General features: G+C 53.8%; 27 protein-coding genes. 17 read left to right on the forward strand and 10 right to left on the reverse strand.

The window, feature by feature from the left end:
- Positions 1-10 precede the first annotated feature (10 nt).
- The gene (locus SK53_RS02945) at positions 11-925 is read right to left on the reverse strand and encodes an ABC transporter permease subunit (protein ID WP_003859667.1); all 915 of its coding nucleotides are present in this window, start codon (positions 923-925) and stop codon (positions 11-13) included.
- 68 nt (positions 926-993) lie between these two features.
- Positions 994-2115, reverse strand: a complete 1122-nt coding sequence (locus SK53_RS02950; protein WP_003859669.1) for a branched-chain amino acid ABC transporter substrate-binding protein — start codon at positions 2113-2115, stop codon at positions 994-996.
- A gap of 411 nt (positions 2116-2526) precedes the next feature.
- Here SK53_RS02950 and SK53_RS02955 point away from each other — a divergent pair, with 411 nt between their 5' ends.
- Complete coding sequence (locus SK53_RS02955) at positions 2527-3195, forward strand: YecA/YgfB family protein (RefSeq protein ID WP_003859671.1); 669 nt, start codon at positions 2527-2529, stop codon at positions 3193-3195.
- A gap of 316 nt (positions 3196-3511) precedes the next feature.
- Here SK53_RS02955 and tyrP read toward each other — a convergent pair whose 3' ends face one another.
- Complete coding sequence (gene tyrP / locus SK53_RS02960) at positions 3512-4723, reverse strand: tyrosine transporter TyrP (protein WP_032645646.1); 1212 nt, start codon at positions 4721-4723, stop codon at positions 3512-3514.
- Between the two features lie 191 nt (positions 4724-4914).
- Between tyrP and SK53_RS02965 the strand changes: the two genes are divergently transcribed.
- A complete protein-coding gene (locus SK53_RS02965; protein ID WP_003859673.1) occupies positions 4915-5151 on the forward strand; it encodes a YecH family metal-binding protein in 237 nt (78 codons plus the stop codon).
- A gap of 36 nt (positions 5152-5187) precedes the next feature.
- Here SK53_RS02965 and ftnA read toward each other — a convergent pair whose 3' ends face one another.
- Both ftnA and yecR read right to left on the reverse strand, forming a co-directional pair.
- Positions 5188-5685, reverse strand: coding sequence for a non-heme ferritin (ftnA, locus tag SK53_RS02970; protein ID WP_003859676.1), 498 nt, complete (start codon positions 5683-5685; stop codon positions 5188-5190).
- A gap of 200 nt (positions 5686-5885) precedes the next feature.
- Positions 5886-6224, reverse strand: a complete 339-nt coding sequence (yecR, locus tag SK53_RS02975) for a YecR family lipoprotein (protein WP_003859678.1) — start codon at positions 6222-6224, stop codon at positions 5886-5888.
- Between the two features lie 245 nt (positions 6225-6469).
- On the opposite strand from yecR, the gene SK53_RS02980 reads away from it, so the two are divergent.
- The gene (locus SK53_RS02980; protein WP_003859680.1) at positions 6470-7108 is read left to right on the forward strand and encodes an RpiB/LacA/LacB family sugar-phosphate isomerase; all 639 of its coding nucleotides are present in this window, start codon (positions 6470-6472) and stop codon (positions 7106-7108) included.
- A 43-nt stretch (positions 7109-7151) separates the two neighbouring features.
- On the opposite strand, the gene SK53_RS02985 is transcribed toward SK53_RS02980, so the two are convergent.
- Positions 7152-8570, reverse strand: coding sequence for an MFS transporter (locus SK53_RS02985; RefSeq protein WP_032609552.1), 1419 nt, complete (start codon positions 8568-8570; stop codon positions 7152-7154).
- 214 nt (positions 8571-8784) lie between these two features.
- On the opposite strand from SK53_RS02985, the gene azuC reads away from it, so the two are divergent.
- Together azuC and SK53_RS02990 are read left to right on the forward strand one after the other, a co-directional pair.
- Positions 8785-8868: a stress response protein AzuC gene (gene azuC / locus SK53_RS23485; protein WP_003859682.1), complete on the forward strand. Its 84-nt coding sequence runs from the start codon at positions 8785-8787 to the stop codon at positions 8866-8868.
- A gap of 106 nt (positions 8869-8974) precedes the next feature.
- Complete coding sequence (locus SK53_RS02990; protein ID WP_003859683.1) at positions 8975-9226, forward strand: DUF2766 family protein; 252 nt, start codon at positions 8975-8977, stop codon at positions 9224-9226.
- Between the two features lie 80 nt (positions 9227-9306).
- On the opposite strand, the gene SK53_RS02995 is transcribed toward SK53_RS02990, so the two are convergent.
- Positions 9307-10650 carry an anaerobic C4-dicarboxylate transporter gene (locus tag SK53_RS02995; protein WP_003859684.1) on the reverse strand — a complete coding sequence of 448 codons (1344 nt, stop codon included), beginning with the start codon at positions 10648-10650 and terminating at the stop codon, positions 9307-9309.
- Between the two features lie 141 nt (positions 10651-10791).
- Positions 10792-11295, reverse strand: a complete 504-nt coding sequence (locus tag SK53_RS03000) for a non-heme ferritin-like protein (RefSeq protein ID WP_032609548.1) — start codon at positions 11293-11295, stop codon at positions 10792-10794.
- A gap of 502 nt (positions 11296-11797) precedes the next feature.
- Here SK53_RS03000 and SK53_RS03005 point away from each other — a divergent pair.
- The 6 genes from SK53_RS03005 to otsA all read left to right on the forward strand — a co-directional run bounded on the left by SK53_RS03005 (position 11798) and on the right by otsA (position 18598).
- Complete coding sequence (locus SK53_RS03005; RefSeq protein WP_045329949.1) at positions 11798-12355, forward strand: DJ-1/PfpI family protein; 558 nt, start codon at positions 11798-11800, stop codon at positions 12353-12355.
- A gap of 316 nt (positions 12356-12671) precedes the next feature.
- Entirely contained in the window at positions 12672-13661 is a 990-nt protein-coding gene (gene araF / locus SK53_RS03010) for an arabinose ABC transporter substrate-binding protein AraF (RefSeq protein ID WP_017384422.1), read from the forward strand.
- 71 nt (positions 13662-13732) lie between these two features.
- The gene (gene araG, locus SK53_RS03015; protein ID WP_032609545.1) at positions 13733-15247 is read left to right on the forward strand and encodes an L-arabinose ABC transporter ATP-binding protein AraG; all 1515 of its coding nucleotides are present in this window, start codon (positions 13733-13735) and stop codon (positions 15245-15247) included.
- Positions 15248-15261: 14 nt separating this feature from the next.
- Positions 15262-16242 carry an arabinose ABC transporter permease AraH gene (araH, locus tag SK53_RS03020; RefSeq protein WP_003859689.1) on the forward strand — a complete coding sequence of 327 codons (981 nt, stop codon included), beginning with the start codon at positions 15262-15264 and terminating at the stop codon, positions 16240-16242.
- Positions 16243-16395: 153 nt separating this feature from the next.
- Positions 16396-17199 carry a trehalose-phosphatase gene (otsB, locus tag SK53_RS03025; protein WP_023314361.1) on the forward strand — a complete coding sequence of 268 codons (804 nt, stop codon included), beginning with the start codon at positions 16396-16398 and terminating at the stop codon, positions 17197-17199.
- Entirely contained in the window at positions 17174-18598 is a 1425-nt protein-coding gene (otsA, locus tag SK53_RS03030; RefSeq protein WP_048208492.1) for an alpha,alpha-trehalose-phosphate synthase, read from the forward strand. Before otsB ends, otsA begins: the two co-directional genes overlap by 26 nt.
- A 15-nt stretch (positions 18599-18613) precedes the next feature.
- Here otsA and uspC read toward each other — a convergent pair whose 3' ends face one another.
- Positions 18614-19042 carry a universal stress protein UspC gene (gene uspC / locus SK53_RS03035; protein WP_048208494.1) on the reverse strand — a complete coding sequence of 143 codons (429 nt, stop codon included), beginning with the start codon at positions 19040-19042 and terminating at the stop codon, positions 18614-18616.
- Between the two features lie 796 nt (positions 19043-19838).
- Here uspC and flhD point away from each other — a divergent pair.
- The 6 genes from flhD (at position 19839) to cheW (ending at position 25244) form a co-directional block, all read left to right on the forward strand.
- Positions 19839-20189: a flagellar transcriptional regulator FlhD gene (flhD, locus tag SK53_RS03040; protein ID WP_003859693.1), complete on the forward strand. Its 351-nt coding sequence runs from the start codon at positions 19839-19841 to the stop codon at positions 20187-20189.
- Between the two features lie 2 nt (positions 20190-20191).
- Entirely contained in the window at positions 20192-20770 is a 579-nt protein-coding gene (flhC, locus tag SK53_RS03045; RefSeq protein WP_003859695.1) for a flagellar transcriptional regulator FlhC, read from the forward strand.
- Positions 20771-20893: 123 nt separating this feature from the next.
- Positions 20894-21781 carry a flagellar motor stator protein MotA gene (gene motA, locus SK53_RS03050; protein WP_003859696.1) on the forward strand — a complete coding sequence of 296 codons (888 nt, stop codon included), beginning with the start codon at positions 20894-20896 and terminating at the stop codon, positions 21779-21781.
- A complete protein-coding gene (gene motB, locus SK53_RS03055; RefSeq protein WP_032609542.1) occupies positions 21778-22707 on the forward strand; it encodes a flagellar motor protein MotB in 930 nt (309 codons plus the stop codon). The genes motA and motB overlap by 4 nt, the downstream gene beginning before the upstream one ends.
- 4 nt (positions 22708-22711) lie before the next feature.
- Positions 22712-24721 (forward strand): chemotaxis protein CheA, encoded by a 2010-nt coding sequence (cheA, locus tag SK53_RS03060; RefSeq protein ID WP_048208496.1) that lies wholly within the window; start codon positions 22712-22714, stop codon positions 24719-24721.
- 19 nt (positions 24722-24740) lie between these two features.
- On the forward strand, positions 24741-25244 hold the full coding sequence (gene cheW, locus SK53_RS03065) for a chemotaxis protein CheW (RefSeq protein WP_003859699.1): 504 nt from the start codon (positions 24741-24743) through the stop codon (positions 25242-25244).
- Positions 25245-25289: 45 nt separating this feature from the next.
- Here the strand turns inward: cheW and SK53_RS03070 are convergent, their stop codons facing one another.
- Entirely contained in the window at positions 25290-26549 is a 1260-nt protein-coding gene (locus SK53_RS03070) for a dicarboxylate/amino acid:cation symporter (RefSeq protein WP_003859700.1), read from the reverse strand.
- Between the last annotated feature and the right edge of the window lie 200 nt (positions 26550-26749).

Below are 26749 nucleotides of genomic sequence, written 5' to 3' on the forward strand. Positions count from 1 at the left end.
GCGTTGTTCCTTACACTTTAGCCACGACAGGGCGGCCCAGCAGCCCCTGAGGACGGAAGATCAGAATTAAGACCAGCAATCCAAACGAGAACACGTCTTTATAATCCGAGTTCACCATCCCGGAGAATTGCGCTTCTGCGACGCCCAGAATCAGCCCGCCAAGCATCGCACCGGGCAAAGAGCCGATGCCGCCCAGCACCGCCGCCGTAAAGGCCTTGATGCCGATAACAAACCCGACGTAAAAATCAAAGGTGCCGTAATTCATGGTGATCAGCACGCCCGCCAGCCCGGCCATGGCTGCGCCGATAACAAACACCAGCGAAATTATTCTGTCAGTGTTGATACCCAGGATGGAGGCCATCTTACGATCCTGCTGTACCGCACGGCACATGCGTCCTAAGCGGGTACGGTTGATAATCCAGGTCAGCACCAGCATGCCCGCGAACGAGGCGATGAGGATAAAGACTTTGGTATAGGTTATCTGGACAAACCCTTCGCCAAGGTGAAAACGCAGCACGCCATCAAGCATGGTGGGCACGCCCTGCTGGCGCGGGCCCTGGCTGAGCTGGACGTAGTTTTGCAGTATCAACGACATCCCGATGGCCGAAATCAGCGGCGCCAGACGCGTCGAGTTGCGTAGCGGCTTATAGGCGATGCGCTCAATCGTCCAGCCATAAACGCCAGTGACCACGATGGTGAAAACCAGCGTTCCCAGGATCAGCAGCGGAAAGGAGTGGAGTCCAAAAAACGCCAGCAGGGCCAGGCCAATGGCCGAGAGATAGGCGGAGATCATATACACTTCGCCGTGAGCGAAATTGATCATACCGATGATGCCGTACACCATGGTGTAGCCGATGGCGATAAGACCGTAGACCGACCCCAGCGTTAAGCCATTAATTAATTGTTGCAGAAAGAATGTACTCATGGTCGCGCACCTGAATAAAGGGTTACGCCGACAGTCAGACCTGCCGGCGCTGAGCAGATTCCGTCCCGTTATGGCACTTCTTTATATTTGCCTTTGTCATCCCACTGGTAGACCACGTAGTCAGAGACTTTGAGGTCACCTTTGCTGTCCCAGGCTTTTTTACCCATCACCGTGTCGACAGGGTTGGCCTTCAGCCACTCGCTGGCTTTTGCGGAATCCGTCCCTTTCGTGGCCTTGAATGCCGCCGCGATAGCCTGCACAGACGCGTAGGCGTAGAGGGTGTACCCTTCAGGTTCAAATTTACCGGTGCGGAATTTCTCGATGACGGCTTTTCCGTCCGGGATCAGGCGCGGATCTTTACCGAAGGTCATGTAAATACCGTTGGTGTACTGTGCCCCACCGGCGGCGGTGACCATCTCTTCATTGACGATACAGTCTCCCGAGAAGAACTTCGCCTGCACGCCCTGTTCACGCATCTGGCGAACCAGCGGGCCCGCTTCCGGGTGACAGCCCCCGAAGAACACCACGTCCGGTTTTTGTGCGCCGATTTTGGTCACCAGCGCGTTAAAGTCTTTCTCCCCGCGGGACAACCCTTCGTACATCACCTCCTTAACGCCGCGTTTCGCCAGCGCCGCTTTAGTGGCATCCGCCAGCCCCTGACCGTAGGTGTCTTTATCGTGGATGATGACCACCCGTTTGGCTTTCAGCTTATCAAGAATAAAATCGCTGGCGACCTGGCCCTGCTGGTCGTCACGTCCGCACATGCGAAATATGTCGCTCATGCCACGTTCGGTAATCAGTGGGTTCGTTGAGCCGGGAGTGATGGAGAGGATCCCGGCATCGCTATAGACCTCGGAGGCGGGCATGGTCGACGAAGAGCAGAAGTGGCCGACGACCGCTTTCACCTTATCCTGATCGACTAAGCGGTTGGCAACGGCGACGGCCTGTTTGGGCTCGCAGGCGTCGTCGCCCTGAACCAGTTTGATTTTCTCACCGTTGATCCCGCCGGCGGCGTTAATGTCTTCCGCCGCCTGCGTAGCGCCATGCCAGTATTGATCGCCGTAGGTTGCGTTCGGGCCTGTGAACGGCCCGGCCACGCCGATGACGATATCGGCTTGCGCGGAAAAGGCCGTCACCAGACAACCGGCCAGCACCAGGGAGAGGGGAGTTTTGGTAAATTTCAGCGACATTATTATGTTCCTTAGCAAAGAGGTTTTTGCACCAGGTATAAACCCGAACGCCTGATGGCATCGTAAATCCAAAAACAAGAGCGAGAACAAAATGCACTTTAGAAGCAATCTCATGCTTAATACGGCGAGGATCCCACGCACCGCGAAGCGCGCAGAACATTAAGCAAAAAGGTTGCCAGAATGGTTAATCCCTTGACCGGGTCACAACACGTTGAGTATAGAGCGCCGTTTTATGCGCCTTTGCGGGATAATATGAATTTACAGCGGAGATCACATCTCCTTAACAACAAAGCCCATAAGTTGTGCAACGGTCACGATTTGCACGTTTTTGCAGCAATAAAGACCTAAACTTCAGATAGGCACGCGCGGCGATATATGTCAGGATCGTTTTTTTTATCAGGAGTATCAGCAATGGCTGAAGGCCCATTAAATGAAAGCGAGATGGCGTGGCTGGAAGAGACATTAATCTCTTACGGTCACGACGATGCATCCGTGATTGACGTGTCCGAACTGGACGGCATGCTTACCGCAGTACTTTCCGGTCCCGTTGTGGTGGAGCCCGACACCTGGCTGGTGGCGGTCTGGGGTGGTGAGAAATATATTCCTCGCTGGAAAAACGATCGTGAGATGAACCGTTTTATCGATCTCTGCTTTAAGCACATGAACGATATTGCCGAGCGTTTGAGCGAATACCCGGATCAGTTTGAACCGCTGTTTGGCTATAACGACGTTGACGGTCAGAGCTATACCGTGGTGGAAGAGTGGTGCTATGGCTACATGCGCGGCGTGGCGCTGACGGACTGGTCATCCCTGCCGGAAGCGCTGGAAGCGGACCTGGCGGTGATTGCCCTGCACGGGACGGAAGAGAACAGCGAGAAGCTGGATGCGCTGACCGAAGAGGAGTATATGGCCAGCATCGAGAGCATTCAGCCTGCGGCGCTGCGCTTGTATAACTACTGGGTGGCTAACCCGCAGCAGCCGGAAGCGAAAAAGCCGATCGTGAACGGGTCGAAGGTGGGGCGTAACGACCCGTGCCCGTGCGGGAGTGGGAAGAAGTTTAAAAGCTGCTGCCTGCATTAAATCATTAATTACTGTGGCCTGAATGGGGCACGGGTGTTGAGTCCCCGCTAAAATCGGCGAACCGGAGACCAGATGACAAGGGCTGGACGCCATGGATGGCGGCCAGAGGCGAATCGAGACAGGATGTCGAGTTGAGCCGACCGCAGGCAGATGGTCGGGAGGTGAGCGCAGTGCGAAGCACCAATTTTCCGCGGGGCCGCGGGGATTGATAAGGGGGCCGCGGCGGCCCCCTTATCCCGTTCACATGCTGTGAAAAAATTATATTCTGTTGATCTTAAGGTGAACGGAACAGTACCTCAGGACCTGTATAAATAAGTTATCCCACTTCCGGCAGCATCCCCGCTGCAATCAAAATCTGCACCAGAATAATCGCCACGCCGCACCCAAACACCACGCACAGCATTGGCGTACCGCCCGCCACGCGATACCCCTGCTGCGGATGTTGCTGGCGGCTCTTCCACGCCAGCAGGGAAGGCAGCAGCAGGGCCAGTACCGATAACGCCACGCCGGCATACCCCAGCGCCATCACAAACCCGCGCGGGTAAAAGAGCGAGAAGGCCAGCGGCGGCAGGAAGGTCATCGCCCCCGTCTGTAAGCGTCCCGCAACGGTATTGCGCCGCTGGAACAGATCCGCCATATAGTCAAACAGGCCAAGCGCCACGCCGAGGAAGGAGGTTGCCAGCGCCAGGTCTGCAAACAGATGTACCGCCAGCTCCACGTGTGAAGAGGCCACCACGTTACGCAGGGCAACCAGGAATCCATTCAGACCAGAATGCTCTGCCATCAGGCCGATAAAAGTATTGGAATCAATACTGCCCAGCGTTACCAGCTGCCAGAACAGGTAAGCAATCAACGGAATGGCGCTGCCGATAACAAAGACGCGGCGTAGCTTGCGAATATCACCGTTCATATAGCTCACGATGCTCGGTACGCTGCCGTGAAAACCGAAGGAGGTGAAAATAACCGGGATGGCCGAAAGCGCCAGACCTTTCTCCAGCGGGAGGGAGAGCAGGTTAATCTTGTGAACATGCGGTGCCAGCAGCACCAGCATCACAACAAGGAAAAGAATTTTGGCGCTGAACAAAAAACGGTTAAACAGATCGACCAGCGATGTGCCCGCGCAAACCACGCCGCCACCGATCAGCGTAAAGACAATGGCGCCTGTTTCCGGTGAAAGCGACGCACCGAAGCCGTCATTGATACTTGACGCAATCAGCTCCCCGGCGCCGCTGATGTAAGCGGCAGTCAGGGCGTACATCAGGAACATCATGCTGAAACCGGTGATCCACTGCCCGTAGCGTCCAAGATAGCGTGCAGCCAGGGAGCCTAAGCCAGTATCGGCAGGGACATGCTGATAAACCTCCAGCAATAATAGCGCGGTGTAACACATCAGGGCCCACAGACCGCCCAGCAGCACTACGGTAATCCCAAACCCGACGCCAGCGGCAGCCAACGGCATGGCCAACATTCCTGCGCCAATTGTCGTTCCGGCGACGATAAAAATACTTCCCAGAGTTCTGTTCTTCACGCTTTCCTCTACAACGCTTCCATACCGCGACTCATTCTGCGGCGCAGAGTAAGGGAAAAGCCCGGTCTCGTCAAATCACCGTTACATAGGGTGTAAAAATTAATTTACAAAAAGAAAAGGGTAACCTGAGCCAGCGCAAAGCGTGCCGTGGAGGGAGCGTTTAGTCTGCTTTTTATTTACGAGAGGTAACCATGTCAATTCACGGACACGACGTGCTGAATATGATGATTGAGTCAGGTGAGCGGTATACGGAGGAGAGTCTGGTTGAGGCGATACATGCCCGCTTTGGCGAAGCGGCGCGTTTCCATACCTGTTCAGCTTCGGAGATGACGGCCGCGGAGCTGGTGGCGTTTCTGGCGGCGCGCGGAAAATTCATTCCGGCAGCAGACGGATTTTCCACTCACGAAAGTAAAATTTGCCGTCATTAAATAAAACGGTGCTGAAAACTCAGCACCGCTTTTCTGTTAATTCTGCGTGTCGAGCGTCGACAGCTCTTTATCAATGAAGTACAGACCTTCCCCGGATTTACCTGCCAGAGATAATTTATCCAGCACGGATTTAAACAGCTTCTCTTCTTCGTGCTGTTCAGCCACATACCACTGAAGGAAATTAAAGGTTGGATAATCCTGGCTGGTCATGGCGGCATGAGCCAGTTCATTAATTTTCTGGGTGATCAGCTGTTCGTGCTCATAGGTGGCGCGGAACAGTTCATCAAGAGAGCCGTATTCGGCAAAAGGGGATGCCACGTTATCAATACGCGGCAGGCTGCCGGTGTCCGTCAGGTAATCAAACAGACGCTGCATGTGCGTCATCTCTTCCTGGGCATGACGACGCAGGAAGGCGGCCGCTCCTTCAAAGCTGTGATAGCTGCACCAGGCGCTCATCTGCTGATAAAGCAGGGAAGAAAAAAGCTCAAGATTCATTTGCGCATTGAGCTTGTCGATCATTTCAGTTTTTAACATGGTGCAGCTCCGGTTTATTAATTCTGGTTCACGATGAGCGACACTATAATTTGTTATTTAATTATTTGCAAAAAGTAAAATAAATATTTCTTTATTAAAAATACGAATGGGAATAAAACGCATTGCCGATATTTATATTTATTAATGAGAATTGTTTTAGTTCTTATTAAATAAACTGCCAGCATGACTGGCAGTAGCGGTTAATACCACGGATTCTGGCTGGAAGAGGTAACAGCATATCCCTGACATTTATACTGAATGGTCACACTTTCGTTCAGACAGAGTGAACCGCTGATCAGGGTGCAGGTTTTAATTGGCTGCCCGTAGGCTGACGCAGTGGCGTACCCCATATGTTGACAGGCTTTGGTTGCCGTACCGTTATTAACATACTCATCAGACCAGGCGTTTTGCAGCATGGCCTGGCCATAGTCGAGGCGCACAATTCCGTTTGGGGCATCCGTACTGCTGATTTCTGCCTGACGGTTGATACTGCACCCAGCGAGCAACAGGATCGTTCCGGCTATGATTATACGTTTCATGGTTCACTCTGCGTGACGGGAAATACGCCATTGTAACCAACGCGATGTGACGCAATGGCCGGAATAGCCGGAGGATCTGCCCTCTCACTGTGCAACGAGCCGGGCCACCGCGCGAAATTGTGAGCGCATCTTTGTTTTTTAAAACAAGTTTTCACTTAATTTGAAAGTGTGTTTGTTTGATAGTAAGGTTAAGTGGAAAAAGTATCCACAGCGGGATCGCCCGCCATGCATTCAGGAGAGACAAGATGAAAATTGCACTGATGATGGAAAACAGCCAGGCCGCTAAAAATCCCATCATCCTTAATGAGCTGAAAGCCGTTGCTGATGAGAAAGGTTTCCCGGTCTATAACGTCGGTATGAGTGATGAGAACGATCATCATCTCACCTATATTCACCTGGGCATCATGGCGAGCATTCTGCTTAACGCTAAAGCTGTCGATTTTGTTGTCACCGGCTGCGGTACCGGGCAGGGCGCGTTGATGTCCCTGAACATCCATCCGGGTGTGATTTGCGGTTACTGCATCGATCCTGCGGATGCCTTCCTGTTTGCGCAAATCAACAACGGTAACGCGCTTTCTCTGCCTTTTGCGAAGGGCTTCGGCTGGGGGGCAGAACTGAACGTACGCTTTATCTTTGAGAAAGCGTTTACCGGACGCAATGGCGAAGGTTATCCACCAGAGCGTAAAGAGCCGCAGGTGCGTAACGCCGGGATCCTGAACCAGGTGAAAGCGGCGGTGGTGAAAGAAAACTATCTGGATACCCTGCGAGCAATCGATCCTGAGCTGGTTAAAACCGCCGTCTCAGGCCAGCGCTTCCAGCAGTGCTTCTTCGAGAACTGCCAGGACAAAGAGATCGAAGCCTTCGTGCGCGGTATTGTTGGCTGATTCCGTTTTGCCGGGCGGTGCGTTGCCTGCCCGGCAGATAGCGTTACTTTTTCGATGAGACCGCGCTGCCTGCATCTTTGGTCAGACGCAGCGTGTCAACCATTCCCACCAGGCAGATTAGTGCGATCGCCACAAATGCCAGCCGGAAGCTCATTCCCGGCATGCCGGCAATCCCCATCGCCTCACTGACTTTTTCCCCGATACGAATACCAATCGCCCCGAGCGTGATCCCAAGCCCCACGGCAAGCTGCGTTGCGGTTGAAAACAGAGTATTGGCATAGCTCATCTGCACCGATGGCACATCCGCAAAAGCCAGCGTACTGATGGCTGTAAACTGAATCGAACGGAAAACGCCGCCCAGATAGAGGATCAGCATGACGAGCCACGCGGGCGTCTGCGGCGTCAGAAACGCGCAGGCCAGCAACGCCAGGACATTCAACGCACCGTTAATCAGCAACAGCCGCTTAAACCCCAGGCTGCGGATAAGCGGCGTCGTCGCCGGTTTAATGGTGAGATTGCCAACGAAAACCGCCAGCACCAGCAGGCCCGAATGGAACGCGTCCATGCCAAAGCCGACCTGGAACATCAGCGGTAACAGGAACGGAACCGCGCTGATGGAGGCGCGAAACAGCGATCCGCCGTACAGGGTGACGCGAAACGTCGGCACCTGCATCGCATCGAGTCTGATCATCGGCCAGGTTGCCCGCTTAAAGTGACGCAGTGCCAGACTTAACGCGACGATACCGACGATAAACAGCGTGGCGGTTAATCCTGTCCGCAGTGGCTCTGCGCCCATCAACTCCATCGCATAAACCAGGCTCACCATGGCAAGGGTGGTGACAACAAAACCCGGTAAATCAAACGGTCGGCGCGTATCTTCATGCAGGTCTGGAATGATGCGCAGTGCCAGCAAAATGGCGATTATCCCCAGCGGCACGTTAATAAAGAAGATCCAGCGCCAGTCGGCATAGCTGGTAATGAACCCACCCAGCGGCGGGCCGATGATCGGCGCGACCAGCGCAGGCCACGTCAGGGTGGCGATTGCCGTGATGAGCTGATGTTTTGGCGTGGTGCGTAGCACGGCCAGGCGACCCACGGGCACCATCAGCGCGCCACCCATGCCCTGAAGGACGCGCATCGCGACGAACTGATCGAGCGTGGTGGACAGGCCGCAAAATACCGAGGCCAGCGTGAAGATTGCCAGCGCGAGGGCAAACACTTTTCGCGCGCCGAAGCGGTCGGCGATCCAGCCGCTGGCGGGGATCAGCACGGCCAGGGTGATCAGGTAGGCGCTGATGCCGATATTCAGATCCACGGCCTGTACACCGAAGCTTTTTGCCATGTCCGGCAGCGCGGTGGCAATCACCGTCCCGTCCAGAAACTCCATAAAGAAAGCACCGGCCACCAGCAGCGCCGCAGGCGATAATCCACGGCTCTCTTTGCCGGATACGTTTTCACTCATTCTCTTCCTGCCCGCTCAAAAAATTTTATAAACATTTACTGGAATTTATAAGACTGTAACGTGCAGATTTATCATGGCTTTTTTTAACAAACCAGCAGCACTGAGGGTTTAATAACCGTGATGCAGGTCACAAAATGGTTGATTTTTGTGATGGTGGTCATATTATAAGCGTATTGACAATAACACCTGCATAACACGTTACTGGAGCAACATAATGAAACTGCGCAAAATCCTGAAAAGCATGTGGGCAAACTACTGCACAACGTTTAAAGACGTCCCACCGGGTGCGATGTTCTGATAAAAAAACCTGCTTCGGCAGGTTTTTTTATGTCTGCGGACGACGAGAGGGAGATGGAAGGGCGTCTGTTTTGCTACTATGGCGGCCTTTGAATAAGGAGAACCCCATGTCACAAAACCTGAGCGCCGATCAGGAACTGGTATCTGACGTCGTCGCCTGCCAGCTGGTTATCAAACAAATCCTTGATGTGATTGACGTTATCGCGCCGGTTGAGGTACGCGAAAAGATGTCGACCCAACTGAAAAACATCGATTTCACCAACCATCCTGCTGCGGCGGACCCGGTTACGCTCCGCGCGATCCAGAAAGCGATTGCGCTGATTGAACTCCGCTTCACACCGCAGGGTGAGTCACACTAAAATAAACCGATGTTTTAAAATTAGAAACCCTTTTCTGCTTTTACGTCGAAGGGCGACAAAGCCTGTCGCCCGCAGAAGGATCAGAAGAACGTCTGCACCAGCAGATAGCTCACCACGCAGGCACAGCTGACGCCAATCAGCCCCGGCAGAATAAAGCTGTGGTTGATGATGAATTTACCGATGCGGGTGGTACCGGAGCGATCGAATCCGATACAGGCCAGATCGCTCGGATAGGTCGGCAGCACAAAGTAGCCGTAGGATGCCGGGAAGAAGGCCACCAGCATTTTCGGATCGATGCCCAGCATCAACCCCATCGGGGCGACCGCGGTCAAGGCCGCAGCCTGGCTGTTGACCAGTTTTGATACCAGGAACAGCACGATGGCATACGTCCAGGGATGACTCTTCACCACCCCCTCCAGCGCCATTTTCAACTCGTCGAGATGCGCCTGAAAAAAGGTATCGCTCATCCACGCCACACCAAACACCGAGAAAATCGCGACCATCCCCGCCTTAAATACCGCCCCGTTTGAAATGGCCGACGCATTCACCTTGCAGGTCATCAGCATGATGGCCCCGGCGATCAGCATCATCATTTGAATGACAAGGTTCATCGACAGGGCTGTCATTTTCCCTTTGATCTCAAACGCCGGACGCAGCTCGGGCAGCGCACCCAGCAGGACCACAACGGCAATCCCGGCGAAGAAGATCCACGTTGACCAGTAGGCCTGTTTCGGGAAACGCTGATCCATCAACGTCTCCGTTCCTCCATAGATAAACTCCCGCTGTTTCGGATCTTTCAGCTTTTCCTGAAATTCAGTATCGTCTGCGAGGTTTTTCCCCCGGCGCAGGCTCCACAGTGCCGCAATGGCGACGCCAGACAGTGAGGCCGGTACGGAAACGGCGAGGATTTCGAGGATCCCCCACGCGTGACCGATGCCGTGCTGCGCACCCAGAATCGAGACCAGCGAAACGACGGCCACGGAAACGGGGGAGGCGGTGATCGCCATCTGAGAGGCCACCGAGGCCACCGCCATCGGCCGTTCCGGGCGAATGCCTTTTTTCAGGGCGATATCCGCGATAATGGGAAACATGGTATAGACGACGTGACCGGTCCCGCAGAGGAAGGTCAACATCCAGGTGGTAAACGGTGCGAGAAGGGTGATGTGCTGGGGGTGTTTACGCAGCAGGCGCTCTGCAAACTGCATCATTACATTCAGGCCACCGGCGGTCTGTAGCGTGGCCGCACAGCCGATGACGGCGAGGATTGTGAGCATCACGTCAACCGGTGGTTTACCGGGTTGCAGACCAAAGACAAAACTTAAAATAAACAGGCCGATACCGCTTATCAGCCCCAGGCCCATCCCGCCGAAGCGGGTGCCTATCAGCAGGCAGAGGATAATGACAATAAACTCAATGGTGATCATGATGCTCCCTCGTCAATGAATGTAATTAAACAAATCATTACACGATGTGTGGTTATTCATTGGGAGCAAGATCTGATTTGTTAAATGTCAGCAAAAGCAGGGAGTTGGTACCCACCCCCTGACGGGAGCGGGTGAAGGGACTTAGTGGTGTTGCACGGTAGCTATGTCGAGAAGATGGCGGTCCGTCTGCTCCAGACAAATCCCCGCACGTTTCGCGTTGCGGATTTCATCTGCGAGCGTCTTTAGCAGCATGCCATCCTGCTGCTGCTCTCTGTCCATATCGCGTAAAAACGTGAGGGTAATGATGTCCCGTTGCGCTTTGGCTTCATCAGCCAGTTTGCTCAGCTTCGCACAGCGTTGCTCATACTCTTCGAGCGTTTTCTGGAACAGTTCTTCCAGAGAAGTGTAATTATCTTCAATCGTTTCAAGCTCTTTGACGGTAGGGTTTGCCCCGACAGCTTTCAAAAAGTTAAAGACACGCATCATGTGCGTGACGTTACTTTGCGCCTGAGTACGAAAGAAGGTGGCAGTGCCGTTGAGGCTTTTTCTGGAACACCACGCGCTCAAATGCAGATGCAGATTTGAAGCATAAAACTCCAGGTTCATCTGGGCATTCAGTTTTTGCATCATCGTTTGGGTAGTCATTCTCATATCCTTATTGACTGTGGGACTTGATGTCCGCTACTTAACCTGACCCGGCAGGTATTGACGATTGAATGGCAGAAATAGATTTCTGCAAGGTAAAAACTCGAAAATTCACTTCCTGTGTTCGATTTAAATAAGCATACGCTTCTCTTCGACTTAAGAAAACTCTTAATTGGGCTGTGTTTACCATAGATTACAAATTTAAATATAGCCCAGAATAGAAAGAAGGTTACGAGATTGGTAATTATATAACATGTTGATTTAAAAGGGTGTAAAATTAATTTTGCTCATTTTTATCGTTTCAGTAAACGTTCTTTGGCGGGAAATTCTGTAAAAGTGATAAATCAGAAATAATATTTGCAAATATATCCTGTCGTATCAAATTTGAGCTAAATCAATTTTCACTCAATATACGGTTCTGTGATCGCGGCGCAAGATTGTGATCTGATAACGCGAGAAAATGAAACGATGTTTTACATTGTTTCATTATTTGAGGTTTATGATGGCTAACGTTGCGGTGCTGCTGGCACCTGGTTTTGAAGAAGCAGAAGCGATTATCACTATTGATATTCTGCGGCGTTTACAGATTGAGGTGGAGACGCTGGCCTGCGCGGAGTCCCGTGCGGTAGTGAGTTACCATAATATCCCCATGGTGGCTGACAGTACGTTAACGGAGCGCATTAATAGGCTGTATGACGCGGTCGTGTTGCCCGGTGGGCCGCAGGGGAGCGTCAATCTTGCTGCTAACCAGGAGGTGATCCGCTTTGTTTCCGCCCATGACGAGCACGGCAAACTTATCTGCCCGATCTGCTCTGCGGCCGCGCGGGTGCTGGGCGGTAACGGGCTACTGAAGGGGCGCCGCTACGTCTGTTCCGGCGATCTGTGGCAGAGCGTTGATGATGGAGTATATGTAGATGCGCCGGTCGTGGAGGATAATAACCTCATCAGCGGCAAGGGGCTGGGGCACGCTTTTGACTTTGCGCTGACGCTCTCTGCTCGTTTGTTGGGTGACGACACCCCCGTGCGCGATCATGCTGAACACATCTATTACCGCTGGTAAATTTTCTGCCGGACGCTAAGGCGTCCGGGTTACAGGGATTTCTTAGCTGACCTTATGGATAATCCTGCTTAACTCCTTTCCATTTGTAGGACAATTACGTCCTTTTTTATGTCATTTTCCGCTGAATTTATGTACGCAATTACTGTAATTCTGCGGTGTGATGTCGCTCTCTTATGGATGATTAATTTCCCGCTAAAACTATCTCCAGCAATAACGCTTATAACAAGGTAAGCGCTAATGCCTTGTTTTAAGTCCGATTAAATAAGTTGTTCGCCATTATTCCCTACAGATAAGAATGCTTAAGCTGGAGTTTACCATGCACAAATTTACTAAAGCGCTGGCGGCCATCGGCCTGGCTGCCGTTATGTCACAATCCGCTATCGCTGAAAATTTAAAGCTCGGTTTTCTGGTTAAACAGCCTGAAGAACCGTGGTTCCAGACCGAATGGAAATTTGCTGATAAAGCCGGAAAAGATTTGGGATTTGAGGTAATTAAAATCGCCGTACCTGACGGTGAGAAAACGCTGAACGCCATTGATAGCCTGGCGGCCAGCGGTGCGAAAGGTTTCGTTATCTGTACGCCGGATCCAAAACTGGGGTCAGCGATTGCCGCGAAAGCGCGCGGTTACGACATGAAAGTGATTGCGGTGGACGATCAGTTCGTGAACGCCAAAGGTAAACCGATGGATACCGTTCCGCTGGTAATGATGGCGGCCACTAAAATCGGTGAGCGTCAGGGCCAGGAGCTCTATAAAGAGATGCAAAAACGCGGCTGGGATGTCAAAGAGACCGCCGTGATGGCCATTACCGCTGACGAGCTGGACACCGCCCGTCGTCGTACCACCGGGTCCATGGACGCCCTGAAAGCGGCTGGCTTCCCGGAAAAACAGATCTACAAAGTCCCGACCAAATCCAACGATATTCCGGGCGCCTTTGATGCGGCGAACTCCATGCTCGTCCAGCATCCGGAAGTGAAGCACTGGCTGGTGGTGGGGATGAACGACAACACCGTACTGGGCGGCGTGCGTGCAACGGAAGGCCAGGGCTTTAAAGCACCGGACGTGATCGGGATCGGCATTAACGGCGTTGACGCCGTGAGCGAACTGTCTAAAGCGCAGGCGACCGGCTTCTATGGCTCACTGCTGCCAAGCCCGGATGTCCACGGCTATAAATCCAGCGAAATGCTCTACAACTGGGTGACCAAAGGGGTTGAACCGCCGAAATTCACTGAAGTGACCGATGTGGTGCTGATCACCCGCGATAACTTCAAAGAGGAGCTGGCGAAAAAAGGACTGGGCGGTAAGTAATACGCTGTGATTGCGCCCCTCCCTCACCGTGAGGGGCCAGACGTACACACTACAGGAATCACGGAGTCGTTATGCAACAGTCTGATCCGTATCTCTCCTTCCGCGGCATCGGTAAAACGTTCCCCGGTGTAAACGCGCTGACCGATATCAGCTTCGACTGCTATGCCGGCCAGGTTCACGCCCTGATGGGGGAGAATGGCGCGGGAAAATCCACGCTGCTAAAAATTCTCAGCGGCAACTACACGCCCACCACCGGCACGCTGGCTATTCGCGGCGAAGAGGTGGCCTTTGCCGACACCACGGCAGCGTTAATTGCGGGCGTCGCCATCATCTATCAGGAGCTGCATCTCATTCCTGAAATGACCGTGGCGGAGAACATCTATCTGGGCCAGCTTCCGCATAAAAGCGGCGTGGTCAACCGCTCGCTGCTCAATTATGAAGCGGGCTTGCAGCTCAAGCACCTTGGGCTGGATGTCGATCCGCAAACGCCCCTTAAGTATCTCTCCATCGGCCAGTGGCAGATGGTGGAAATTGCCAAAGCGCTGGCGCGTAACGCCAAAATTATCGCCTTCGATGAGCCAACCAGCTCGCTCTCGGCGCGTGAAATAGAAAATCTCTTTCGCGTGATCCGCGAGCTGCGCAAAGAAGGCCGCATCATTCTGTACGTTTCTCACCGTATGGAAGAGATTTTTGCCTTAAGCGATGCCATCACCGTGTTTAAAGATGGACGCTACGTGCGCACCTTCACCGATATGCAGCAGGTTAATCACGATCAGCTGGTGCAGGCGATGGTCGGACGCGATCTGGGGGACATTTACCACTGGAAACCGCGCGAGTATGGCCCGGAGCGTCTGCGTCTGGATAACGTCAAAGCCCCAGGCGTGCGCACGCCCATTTCACTCTCGGTGCGCAGCGGCGAAATCGTCGGGCTGTTTGGCCTTGTGGGGGCAGGGCGCAGCGAGCTGATGAAAGGGCTGTTTGGCGGGACGCGCATAACCCAGGGCCAGGTTTTCGTCGACGGGAAAAAGGTCGATATTCAGAAGCCTGCGCAGGCGATTAACGCGGGGATTATGCTCTGCCCGGAGGATCGAAAGGCAGAGGGCATTATTCCGGTGCACTCGGTGCGCGACAACATCAACATCTCTGCCCGGCGCAAGTTTATCCGCGCGGGATGTCTGATTAACGACGGCTGGGAGGCGAGCAACGCGGATCACCATATCCGTTCGCTGAACATTAAAACCCCCGGCGCTGAACAGCTGATCATGAACCTGTCCGGCGGTAACCAGCAAAAAGCCATTCTGGGGCGCTGGCTATCGGAAGATATGAAGGTCATTTTGCTGGATGAACCAACGCGCGGTATTGACGTGGGGGCGAAACACGAAATCTATAACGTCATCTATGAACTGGCAAAACGTGGTGTGGCGGTCCTGTTCGCCTCCAGCGATCTGCCCGAGGTGCTGGGCGTCGCCGACCGCATTGTAGTGATGCGTGAAGGCGAAATTGCCGGTGAATTGCTGCATGAACAGGCGAATGAACAACAGGCGTTGAGTCTCGCCATGCCTAAAGTTAGCCAGGCTGTCGCCTGAGTAAGGAGTCAATGATGTCCTCTGTTACTACATCCGGAGCGCCGAAGTCGGCTTTCAGTTTTGGCCGCATCTGGGACCAGTACGGCATGCTGGTGGTCTTTGCTGCCCTCTTCGTCGCCTGCGCGATTTTTGTGCCGAACTTCGCCACGTTCATCAATATGAAGGGGCTGGGGCTGGCTATCTCCATGTCCGGCATGGTGGCCTGCGGAATGCTGTTCTGCCTGGCCTCCGGTGATTTTGACCTGTCGGTCGCCTCGGTGATTGCCTGTGCAGGCGTCACCACTGCCGTGGTGATCAACATGACCGAAAGCCTGTGGATCGGCGTGCTGGCCGGGCTGCTGCTCGGCGTGTTGAGCGGCCTGGTGAACGGGTTTGTCATTGCGCGCCTGAAGATTAACGCCCTGATTACGACGCTGGCGACCATGCAAATCGTGCGCGGTCTGGCCTATATCATCTCCGACGGCAAAGCGGTCGGGATCGAAGACGAGCGTTTCTTCACGCTGGGCTATGCCAACTGGCTGGGGCTGCCTGCGCCAATCTGGCTGACGGTAGGCTGTTTGATCCTGTTCGGTTTCCTGCTCAACCGCACCACCTTTGGCCGAAACACCCTGGCGATTGGCGGCAATGAAGAGGCGGCGCGTCTGGCGGGTGTCCCGGTCGTACGGACCAAGATCATTATCTTCGTGCTTTCCGGGCTGGTATCGGCGGCGGCGGGGATTATTCTGGCGTCGCGCATGACCAGCGGCCAGCCTATGACCTCCATTGGTTATGAGCTGATCGTCATCTCAGCCTGCGTTTTGGGGGGCGTTTCCCTCAAGGGCGGCATCGGAAAAATCTCATATGTGGTGGCGGGGATCCTGATTCTGGGGACCGTAGAGAACGCCATGAACCTGCTCAATATTTCTCCGTTCTCTCAGTACGTCGTACGCGGCCTGATCCTGCTGGCAGCGGTGATCTTCGACCGTTACAAGCAAAAAGCGAAGCGTACCGTCTGATTTATTTTTAGCCACTAACCTGCTCAACTATTAACCATAGTTGACCCCCTGACCGGCCCGCCAGTTTTGTTGACGGGCCGGTTGCTAAATGGCGAGCACCGTCACACTGTCTATACTTACATGGCTGTTTTGTTCACTGTAAGGAGGATTAGGGTGGCTGACTTGTTAACCGCACCGCCTGTACTGCCCGGAAAATTTGCTTTCTTTTTTGACCTCGACGGGACGCTCGCCGGGATTGAACCGCATCCGGATGACGTTGTTGTACCGGACACGGTGTTAGAGAATTTGCAGCAGCTCTCCCGACAGAACGAGGGGGCACTGGCATTGATTTCAGGGCGCTCAATGGCCGAGCTGGACGTGCTCGCCAGTCCTTATCACTTTCCGCTGGCCGGTGTGCACGGAGCGGAGCGCCGCGATATCCATGATCAACTGCATATAGTTTCACTCCCCGACACGCTGATTCAGGCGCTGCATGCGCAACTCTCTTCGGCTCTGGAAATGCTTCCCGGTACGGAACTGGAAGCCAAAGGCATGGCTTTTGCGCTGCACTACCGTCAGGCGCCCCATCATGAGGCGGCGATATTTTCGATAGCAAGAAGCGTGGCCGAAGCCCATCCGGAGCTGGCGTTACAGCCGGGTAAATGTGTGGTCGAGATTAAACCGGCAGGAATTAACAAAGGCGCTGCCATTGCAGCGTTTATGGCGGAAGCGCCGTTCAAAGGGCGTACGCCAGTCTTTTTTGGGGATGACCTGACCGACGAGGCCGGGTTCAGGGTGGTAAACCAGGCCCAGGGCATGTCTGTCAAGGTTGGATCTGGTGAAACCATTGCCGGATGGCGGCTGGAAAATGTCGCCAGCGTCTGGCAGTGGATATCTGACGTCGCTAACCAGCAACAACAACAAATAGCGCAAAACAACGGGAGAAATCATTATGGGTCGCTTAGTCGTCGTCTCTAATCGCATCGCACCGCCGGATGATAAAAAAGCCAGTGCCGGTGGCCTGGCGGTCGGGGTATTAGGTGCCCTCAAAGCCGCGGGTGGTCTCTGGTTTGGCTGGAGCGGGGAAATCAGTAATGAAGAGAAACCGCTAAAAAAGGTGTCACGGGGCAATATCACGTGGGCCTCCTTCGCCCTTAGCGAGAAGGACTATGATGAATATTATTCCGAGTTCTCAAACGCCGTGCTGTGGCCAGCGTTTCACTATCGTCTGGATCTGGTGAAATTCCAGCGTGAATCCTATGAAGGCTACATGCGCGTCAACGCGCTGCTGGCAGATAAACTACTGCCGCTGATCGAAGAAGACGATATCTTATGGATCCACGATTATCATCTGCTGCCCTTCGCCAGGGAGTTGCGGAAACGGGGTGTGAATAACCGAATCGGTTTCTTCCTGCATATTCCGTTCCCGACCCCGGAGATCTTTACGGCGCTGCCGCAGCACGAGGAGATCCTGGAGGCGCTGTCAGATTACGACCTGCTCGGTTTCCAGACGGAAAATGACAGGCTGGCCTTCCTCGACAGCGTGTCGGGCAAAACCCGGCTGGTCACTCACGGCGGTAAATCTCATACTGCGTGGGGACGAAATTTCCATACCGAAGTCTACCCAATCGGTATTGAGCCAGACGAAATTGCCGAGCAGGCCTACGGTCCGCTGCCGCCGAAGCTTGCCCAGCTCAAGGACGAACTCAAGCACGTTAAGAATATCTTTTCGGTTGAACGACTGGATTATTCCAAAGGGTTGCCGGAGCGATTCCTCGCCTATGAAACCCTGCTGGATAAATTCCCGCAGCATCATGGCAAGATCCGCTACACCCAGATAGCGCCGACCTCGCGCGGTGAGGTTCAGGCCTACCAGGATATTCGTCACCAGCTTGAGACCGAAGCAGGGCGCATCAACGGGCGCTATGGCCAGCTCGGCTGGACTCCACTTTTCTATCTGAATCAGCATTTTGAGCGTAAAATCCTGATGAAAGTGTTCCGCTATGCGGACGTCGGGCTGGTCACGCCGCTGCGCGACGGGATGAATCTGGTGGCAAAAGAGTATGTAGCAGCACAAGATCCTGCTGACCCGGGCGTGCTGGTGCTGTCCCAATTTGCCGGTGCGGCAAACGAGTTAACCTCAGCGCTGATTGTGAACCCTTACGATCGCGATGACGTGGCAAATGCCCTGAATCGCGCGTTAACCATGCCGCTTGCGGAACGCATTTCACGTCATTCGGAAATGATGGAGACCATCGTCAAGAATGATATCAACCGCTGGCAGGCGCGTTTTATTGACGATTTACGCGCGATCCAGCCGCAAAGTCAGGAAGGTGATCTGCAAAAAAAGATCGCGACCTTCCCTAAACTCGCCTGATTTCCTTCGGGGGCATTAATTGCCCCCGAGAGGCACCAGCAGGACATCCACCTGGCTTGACGAAACGATGGATTTTGCCGAGCATGCCGCCCGGGAAAAAAAGCTCTGGTTATGATTTCCGCAAATGATCAAATCAATATTCTGTTTGCGACAAATGTCGAGAATATGTTCACTTAATTCCCCGGTGGCAATCACCGTCTGATGGACAGGATAGTTTGCCCGCTCAACCAGCTCGCGCAGAAATTGCTGCGTTTCTTCCTGAAGAACCTCACGAATATCTTCCAGCATAGGCGCTGCCAGTTGGTTATACATTTCGGGTTCAGCTGCCAGGGTGATCAGACTTATGCGGGCGTTGTTCGGGCGGGCAATGGAAACGGCACGGGCGACGAGTTGATGACTTTCTGGGGAAACCGCAACAGAAACAAGAAGATGGGAGTAACTCATCACACACTCCTTTTATGTCAGAATGACACGTTTCTCAAGCTTTACCGCGAATCTGCCGCTTCTGCAAGAGCTACATGCGACAATAGTGTGAACCTTATCATAATTATTCATTAATTATTCTTATAAGAAGAATAACGAAATGGGAGCGCAAAATGAAAGTAATTAACAACTTAACGTAAATCACACATTTAGCCTTCCGTGCTGTTAAATCGCGTTAACCGATCGTCAACGCAAGCGTGATGCTGACCCATGGAAGCTCCTGTCTCGAATTGAAAGCTTAACCTGCTGTTTTTACTTAATTAAATCTGGCTGTTCCCTGACGTTCGCGCCCGTTCAGACGCGGAAGGGCAGCGCTTCTCCGACATAGCAATTTTCATACCCGATCCACTCATCCCTCTGCATGAGTATTCGTTCCATAAGAATATAACCAAGCTTCGGTTGCTCAATAAACAGTCAAATTACAAGTCGCGCTGATGGATTTATGGGTTACATTCGCGTAAATTATGTGACGAAGATCACATTTTTTTTAAATTCCAGGGGGGGCTGCATTGTATGTGTCAAAACTGACGAGTAGAGTTTGCGTCGAATTAGGAAAAATCTTAGTTATTTGTAAGAAAAGATAAAATGTGTAACCGACATTTTGGCCATGTTAACCGGTCACGCGCTTTACGACGTACAAACCTAAATTCAACTATGCATTTGGCCTTTTCTTTTTATACCGGGTGATTTCCCGGCGACATCACGGGGTGCGGTCTTTCCGCATAAAAATAATAGTTGGTTATTCGGGATGGGAAAAATGCATACATCCGAGTTGCTAAAACATATTTATGACATCAATTTGTCGTATTTATTGCTCGCGCAGCGTTTGATTAGTCAGGACAAACCGTCAGCGATGTTTCGTCTGGGTGTTAACGAAGAGATGGCAACCATGCTGGGTGGATTAACCCTCCCGCAAATGGTCAAGCTGGCTGAAACCAATCAACTTGTCTGCCAGTTCCGTTTTGATAACCCGCAGACCATTACGCGTCTGACTCAGGAATCTCGCGTGGACGATCTGCAACAAATCCACACCGGTATTCTTCTCTCCACCCGTCTGCTCAACGAAATCAGCCAGCCTGATGACGTAGCCCGGAAGAAAAGGGCTTAACAATGAGCGAAAAAAGCATTGTTCAGGAAGCCCGTGATATCCAGCTGGCAATGGAACTCATCACGCTGGGCGCGCGTTTACAAATGCTGGAAAGCGAGACGCAGTTGAGCCGTGGTCGTCTGATCAAGCTGTACAAAGAACTGCGTGGTAGCCCGCCGCCAAAAGGCATGCTGCCGTTTTCCACTGACTGGTTCATGACCTGGGAGCAGAACATTCATGCTTCCATGTTCTGTAATGCCTGGCAGTACCTGCTTAAAACGGGGTTATGCAGCGGCGTTGATGCCGTGATCAAAGCCTACAAACTTTACCTTGAGCAATGCCCGCAGCAGGAAGAGGGACCTCTGCTGGCGCTGACCCGCGCCTGGACGCTGGTGCGTTTTGTTGAAAGCGGCATGCTTGAATTGTCGCGCTGCAACTGCTGTGACGGCAATTTTATTACCCACGCGCATCAGCCTGCGGGCAGCTTCGCCTGTAGTTTGTGCCAGCCTCCATCCCGAGCCGTAAAAAGACGTAAACTTTCCCGGGATGCTGCCGATATTATTCCACAACTGCTGGATGAACAGATCGAACACGCTGTTTAACCCGAACCTGTGGGCAAGATTCCAGCAGCGGTAAGCGATTACCGCTGCTTTTTTTTACCCTGCGTTCAGGTCTCGCGCTCGAAATGAACGTCCTGCCATAGTCACTAGCGGAAGGATGATGTCGTGCTTATCTTATTAGGTTACCTGGTAGTTCTCGGTACAGTTTTCGGCGGTTACATGATGACCGGCGGGCACCTTGGAGCACTCTATCAACCGGCTGAACTTGTCATCATCGGCGGTGCAGGGGTAGGGGCTTTTATCGTTGGTAACAACGGTAAATCGATCAAGGGCACGCTGAAGGCGATTCCGCTGCTGTTTCGTCGCTCGAAATACACCAAAAGCATGTATATGGATCTGCTGGCGCTGCTCTATCGCCTGATGGCGAAGTCACGTCAGCAGGGGATGTTCTCGCTGGAGCGGGACATCGAAAATCCGAAAGAGAGCGAAATTTTCGCCAGCTACCCGCGTATTCTGGCCGACGCGATGATGCTCGATTTTATCGTCGATTACCTGCGCCTGATCATCAGCGGCAACATGAACACCTTCGAAATTGAAGCCCTGATGGACGAAGAGATTGAAACCCATGAGAGCGAATCCGAAGTGCCGGCCAACAGCCTGGCGCTGGTGGGCGACTCGCTTCCGGCGTTCGGCATCGTGGCGGCGGTAATGGGCGTGGTACATGCTCTGGCCTCGGCGGATCGCCCGGCGGCTGAGCTGGGCGCGCTGATTGCCCACGCGATGGTGGGGACGTTCCTCGGTATTTTACTGGCCTACGGCTTTATCTCCCCGCTGGCGAGCGTGCTGCGCCAGAAGAGCGCCGAAACCACCAAAATGATGCAGTGCGTGAAAATTACGCTGCTCTCAAACCTCAACGGTTATGCCCCGCCGATCGCCGTCGAATTTGGTCGTAAGACGCTCTACTCCAGCGAACGTCCGTCGTTTATCGAACTGGAAGAGCACGTGCGCGCGGTGAAAAACCCCAACCAACAGACGACAACTGAGGACGCATGAAAAACCAGTCCCATCCGATCGTCATCGTAAAAAAGCGCAAGCATAAGGGGCACGGGCACGGTTCTCACGGCTCCTGGAAGATCGCGTACGCCGACTTTATGACCGCCATGATGGCGTTCTTCCTGGTGATGTGGCTGATCTCCATCTCCAGCCCGAAAGAGCTTATCCAGATTGCGGAATATTTCAGGACGCCGCTGGCGACGGCGGTCACCGGCGGGCCGCGCATTTCGAATAGCGACAGCCCGATCCCCGGCGGCGGTGACGATTACACCCAGCAGCAGGGCGAAGTGAAAAAACAGCCTAACATCGACGAGCTGAAAAAACGGATGGAGCAGGCGCGCCTGAAAAAACTGCGCGGTGACCTGGATCAGCTGATTGAAGCGGACCCCAAGCTGCGCGCGCTGCGTCCGCATCTGAAAATTGACCTGGTACAGGAAGGGCTGCGTATTCAGATCATCGACAGCCAGAACCGGCCGATGTTTAAAACCGGCAGCGCCGAAGTCGAGCCCTACATGCGCGATATTCTGCGTGCGATTGCACCGGTGCTGAACGGTATTCCTAACCGCATTAGCCTGTCCGGACACACGGATGATTTCCCGTACGCCACGGGAGAGAAAGGATACAGCAACTGGGAGCTTTCTGCCGATCGCGCCAACGCCTCGCGTCGCGAGCTGGTGGCGGGTGGGCTTGATGATGGCAAGGTCCTGCGCGTGGTCGGCATGGCTGCAACCATGCGCCTTACCGACCGCGGACCGGATGACGCCATCAACCGTCGTATCAGTCTTTTAGTGCTGAACCAGCAGGCGGAGCAGGCCATCCTGCATGAAAACGCCGAAAGTCAGAATGAGTCACTGGACGATTTAAAACAGCCTGGGGCCGTCCCTTCGGCTGCCGTTCCAACATCGCCACCAGCCAATTCGAGGTGATAGCGTGAGCATGGATATTACCGATTTTTACCAGACATTTTTTGATGAAGCCGACGAATTGTTGGCCGATATGGAGCAACATTTGCTGGATCTGGTGCCCGAGGCGCCGGACTCAGAACAGCTCAATGCCATCTTCCGTGCGGCGCATTCCATTAAAGGCGGAGCCGGAACGTTTGGATTTACCATTTTGCAGGAAACCACCCATTTAATGGAAAACCTGCTGGATGAAGCACGACGCGGTGAGATGCAGCTCAATACCGACATTATCAACCTGTTTTTGGAAACGAAAGATATTATGCAGGAACAGCTCGACGCCTATAAAAGTTCGGCAGAGCCTGATGCCGCCAGCTTTGAATACATCTGCAACGCGCTGCGTCAGTTAGCGCTGGAAGCCAAAGGTGAGGCGTCTGCGCCCGCTGTCCCTGCGGCAAAACTGAGCGTTGTTGACGCCGTGGCCGAACCCGCTACGGCGCCTGACGCGCCCGCAGGAAAACTGCGCGTGGTGCTGTCACGTCTGAAGGAGAACGAGGTCAACCTGCTGGAAGAGGAGCTGGGGAACCTGGCGACGCTCAGCAACGTGGTGAAGGGCAAAGACAGCCTGGCCGCGACGCTTGACGGCGGGATCGGTCAGGATGACATCGTGGCAGTGCTCTGCTTCGTCATTGAAGCGGATCAGATTGCGTTTGAAACCGAGGCGGGGGCCGTTGAAGCGCCAGCTCCGGCAGAGAATACCCCTGCGGTAGTTGCCGCTGCCCCGGCACTGAAAGCCGTGCCAAAAGAGACGGCTGCCCCGGCCCGCGGTGAAAAACCGGCGGCGCGTTCCAGCGAGTCCACGAGCATTCGCGTGGCGGTGGAGAAAGTGGATCAGCTAATCAACCTGGTGGGTGAACTGGTGATCACCCAGTCGATGCTGGCCCAGCGTTCCAACGAGCTGGACCCGGTGACTCACGGCGATCTCATCACCAGCATGGGCCAGTTACAACGTAACGCCCGCGATTTGCAGGAATCGGTGATGTCCATCCGCATGATGCCGATGGAATATGTCTTCAGCCGCTTCCCGCGCCTGGTGCGCGACCTGGCCGGCAAGCTCAACAAACAGATCGAACTCACGCTGATGGGCAGCTCCACCGAGCTGGACAAGAGCCTGATCGAACGCATTATCGACCCGTTAACGCACCTGGTGCGTAACAGCCTCGACCACGGCATCGAGCTGCCGGAAAATCGCGTGGCAGCCGGAAAATCGCCCGTGGGCAACCTGATCCTGTCAGCGGAACATCAGGGCGGCAACATCTGCATCGAAGTGACCGATGACGGCGCGGGCCTGAACCGCGAGCGCATTCTGGCGAAGGCGATCTCGCAGGGAATGGCGGTCAACGAAAACATGACGGACGAAGAAGTGGGCATGCTGATTTTTGCCCCGGGCTTCTCAACCGCAGAGCAGGTCACCGACGTTTCCGGCCGTGGCGTGGGCATGGACGTGGTGAAACGTAACATTCAGGAGATGGGCGGTCACGTTGAGATCCAGTCTAAGCAGGGTGCAGGCACCACGATTCGTATCCTGCTGCCGCTGACGCTGGCCATTCTTGACGGCATGTCCGTTAAAGTGGCGGACGAAGTCTTTATTCTGCCGCTGAACGCGGTGATGGAGTCCCTCCAGCCGCGTGAAGAAGATCTGCATCCGCTGGCGGGCGGGGAGCGCGTGCTCGAAGTACGCGGCGAGTATCTGCCGCTGGTGGAACTGTGGAAAGTGTTCGAAGTGGACGGGGCAAAAACCGAGGCCACGCAGGGTATCGTTGTGATCCTGCAAAGCGCCGGACGCCGCTACGCGCTGCTGGTTGATCAGCTGATTGGTCAGCATCAGGTGGTGGTTAAGAACCTGGAAAGTAACTACCGCAAAGTGCCGGGGATCTCTGCTGCCACCATCCTGGGTGATGGTAGCGTCGCGCTGATCGTCGATGTATCGGCACTTCAGGGATTAAATCGTGAACAACGTGTGGCGAACACAGCCGCCTGATTAAGTAAAAGGTAATAACATGACCGGTATGAGTAACGTAACGAAACTGGCGGGCGAGCCATCGGGGCAGGAATTCCTGGTTTTCACTTTAGGTGATGAAGAGTACGGTATCGACATCCTGAAAGTGCAGGAAATTCGTGGTTACGACCAGGTAACGCGCATTGCGAACACGCCAGCGTTTATCAAGGGTGTGACCAACCTGCGCGGTGTGATTGTGCCTATCGTGGACCTGCGCGTGAAGTTCAGCCAGGGCGATGTGGAGTACAACGATAACACGGTGGTGATCGTCCTGAATCTGGGGCAGCGCGTGGTGGGGATCGTGGTGGATGGCGTGTCTGATGTACTGTCGCTGACCGCAGATCAAATCCGTCCTGCGCCGGAGTTTGCGGTCACGCTGTCGACGGAATACCTGACGGGGTTGGGTGCGCTCGGCGAGCGTATGCTAATTCTGGTGAATATTGAGAAGCTGCTGAACAGTGAAGAGATGGCGCTGCTGGATATTGCGGCGAATCATGTAGCATAAAATGAAGCCGGGTAAGCGTCAGCGCCACCCGGCTCTTTTGTATCCTTACGCCTCCTGCTCCACCAGCTCTGCCTCCGCTTCCCGCGCCCCTTCATTCTGCGACAGCATCGCCGTCGCAATCCCGTTCCCCAGCACGTTAATGGCGGACCGTCCCATATCCAGGAAATGATCAATCCCCATCAGCAGCAGGATCCCGGCCACCGGAATGTTAAAGCTCGGAATGGTTGCCGCCAGCACCACCAGCGACGAGCGCGGTACACCCGCAATGCCTTTCGAGGCCAGCATCAGCGTTAACATCAGCACCGTCACCTCGGTGAAACTCAGGTGAATGTTGTACGCCTGGGCGATAAACATTGAGGCGAACGAGCAGTAAACCATGGAGCCGACCAGGTTAAACGAGTAGCCGATCGGCAGGACGAAAGAGGCGATATTCCGTGAACAGCCGAAGCGCGCTAACTGCTCCAGCGTTTTCGGGTATGCCGCTTCAGAGCTGCTGGTGGTAAACGCGACCAGCACCGGATCTTTCAGCATCGCCACCAGACGAAAAATCTCTTTTTTCAGCACCATGTAACCTACCGCCAGCAATACCAGACAGGTCAGAAGGATCGCCACATAGTAACCGCCAATAAACGAGGCATAGTTCAGCAAAATGCCCAGCCCCTGGGTGGCAATGACGGACGAAATTGCGGCAAAAATGGCCAGCGGCGCAACGTACATCACGTAGCCCGTCACCTTCAGCATAATGTGGGAGACCACATCCAGCGCCGCGACCAGCGGGGCGTTGAATTTTTGGCCCAGTGACGCGCCGCCAATGCCGAAGAACATCGAGAAGACCACAATTTGCAGGATCTCATTGTTCGCCATCGCGCCGGCAATGCTGGTTGGAATGGTGTGTGACAGGAAGGCTTTCAGCGACATCCCACTAACGGCCAGGCCGGTATCAACTGTCTCTGTGGGTATGCTCAGGTTCAGACCGCTGCCGGGTTGTTCAAGGGTAACAATAAACAGCCCCACCAGAATGGAAAGCACGGATGAGCTGATAAACCACACCATCGCTTTACCCCCGACGCGCCCAATCGTCGACGTTTCACCCAGCTTCATAATGCCCACCGTCAGGGTGCTGAACACCAGCGGGGCAATCACCATCTTAATCAGCCGCAGGAAAATATCGGTCAGTAGCGTAATGTTCTCCGACCAGGCCTGTATCGCGTCGGACGAAGCATACTCATGGATCGCCGCACCTGAAAGAATACCCGCCAGCATGAAAATCACGATGAAGAGCGTGAGTTTGTTTGCACTTGCCACAAAAAATCCTCTATGCGCTAAAAGAGTTTCCTGCGTCGATGCATACAAAATTTTTATTTAAGCGCAGGAAAATATTCGAGGCATAAATTGAAGTAAAGCTGCGTGAGTTACAACTTGTTTTTAATTTTTATGAAATTCGTTGTTTTTATCATAACGATATATTGTGATGCAGATCACATTACACGCGATATATCCTCAGA

This window comes from Enterobacter sp. MGH119 (assembly GCF_001037675.1).
GTDB lineage: Bacteria > Pseudomonadota > Gammaproteobacteria > Enterobacterales > Enterobacteriaceae > Enterobacter > Enterobacter hormaechei_C.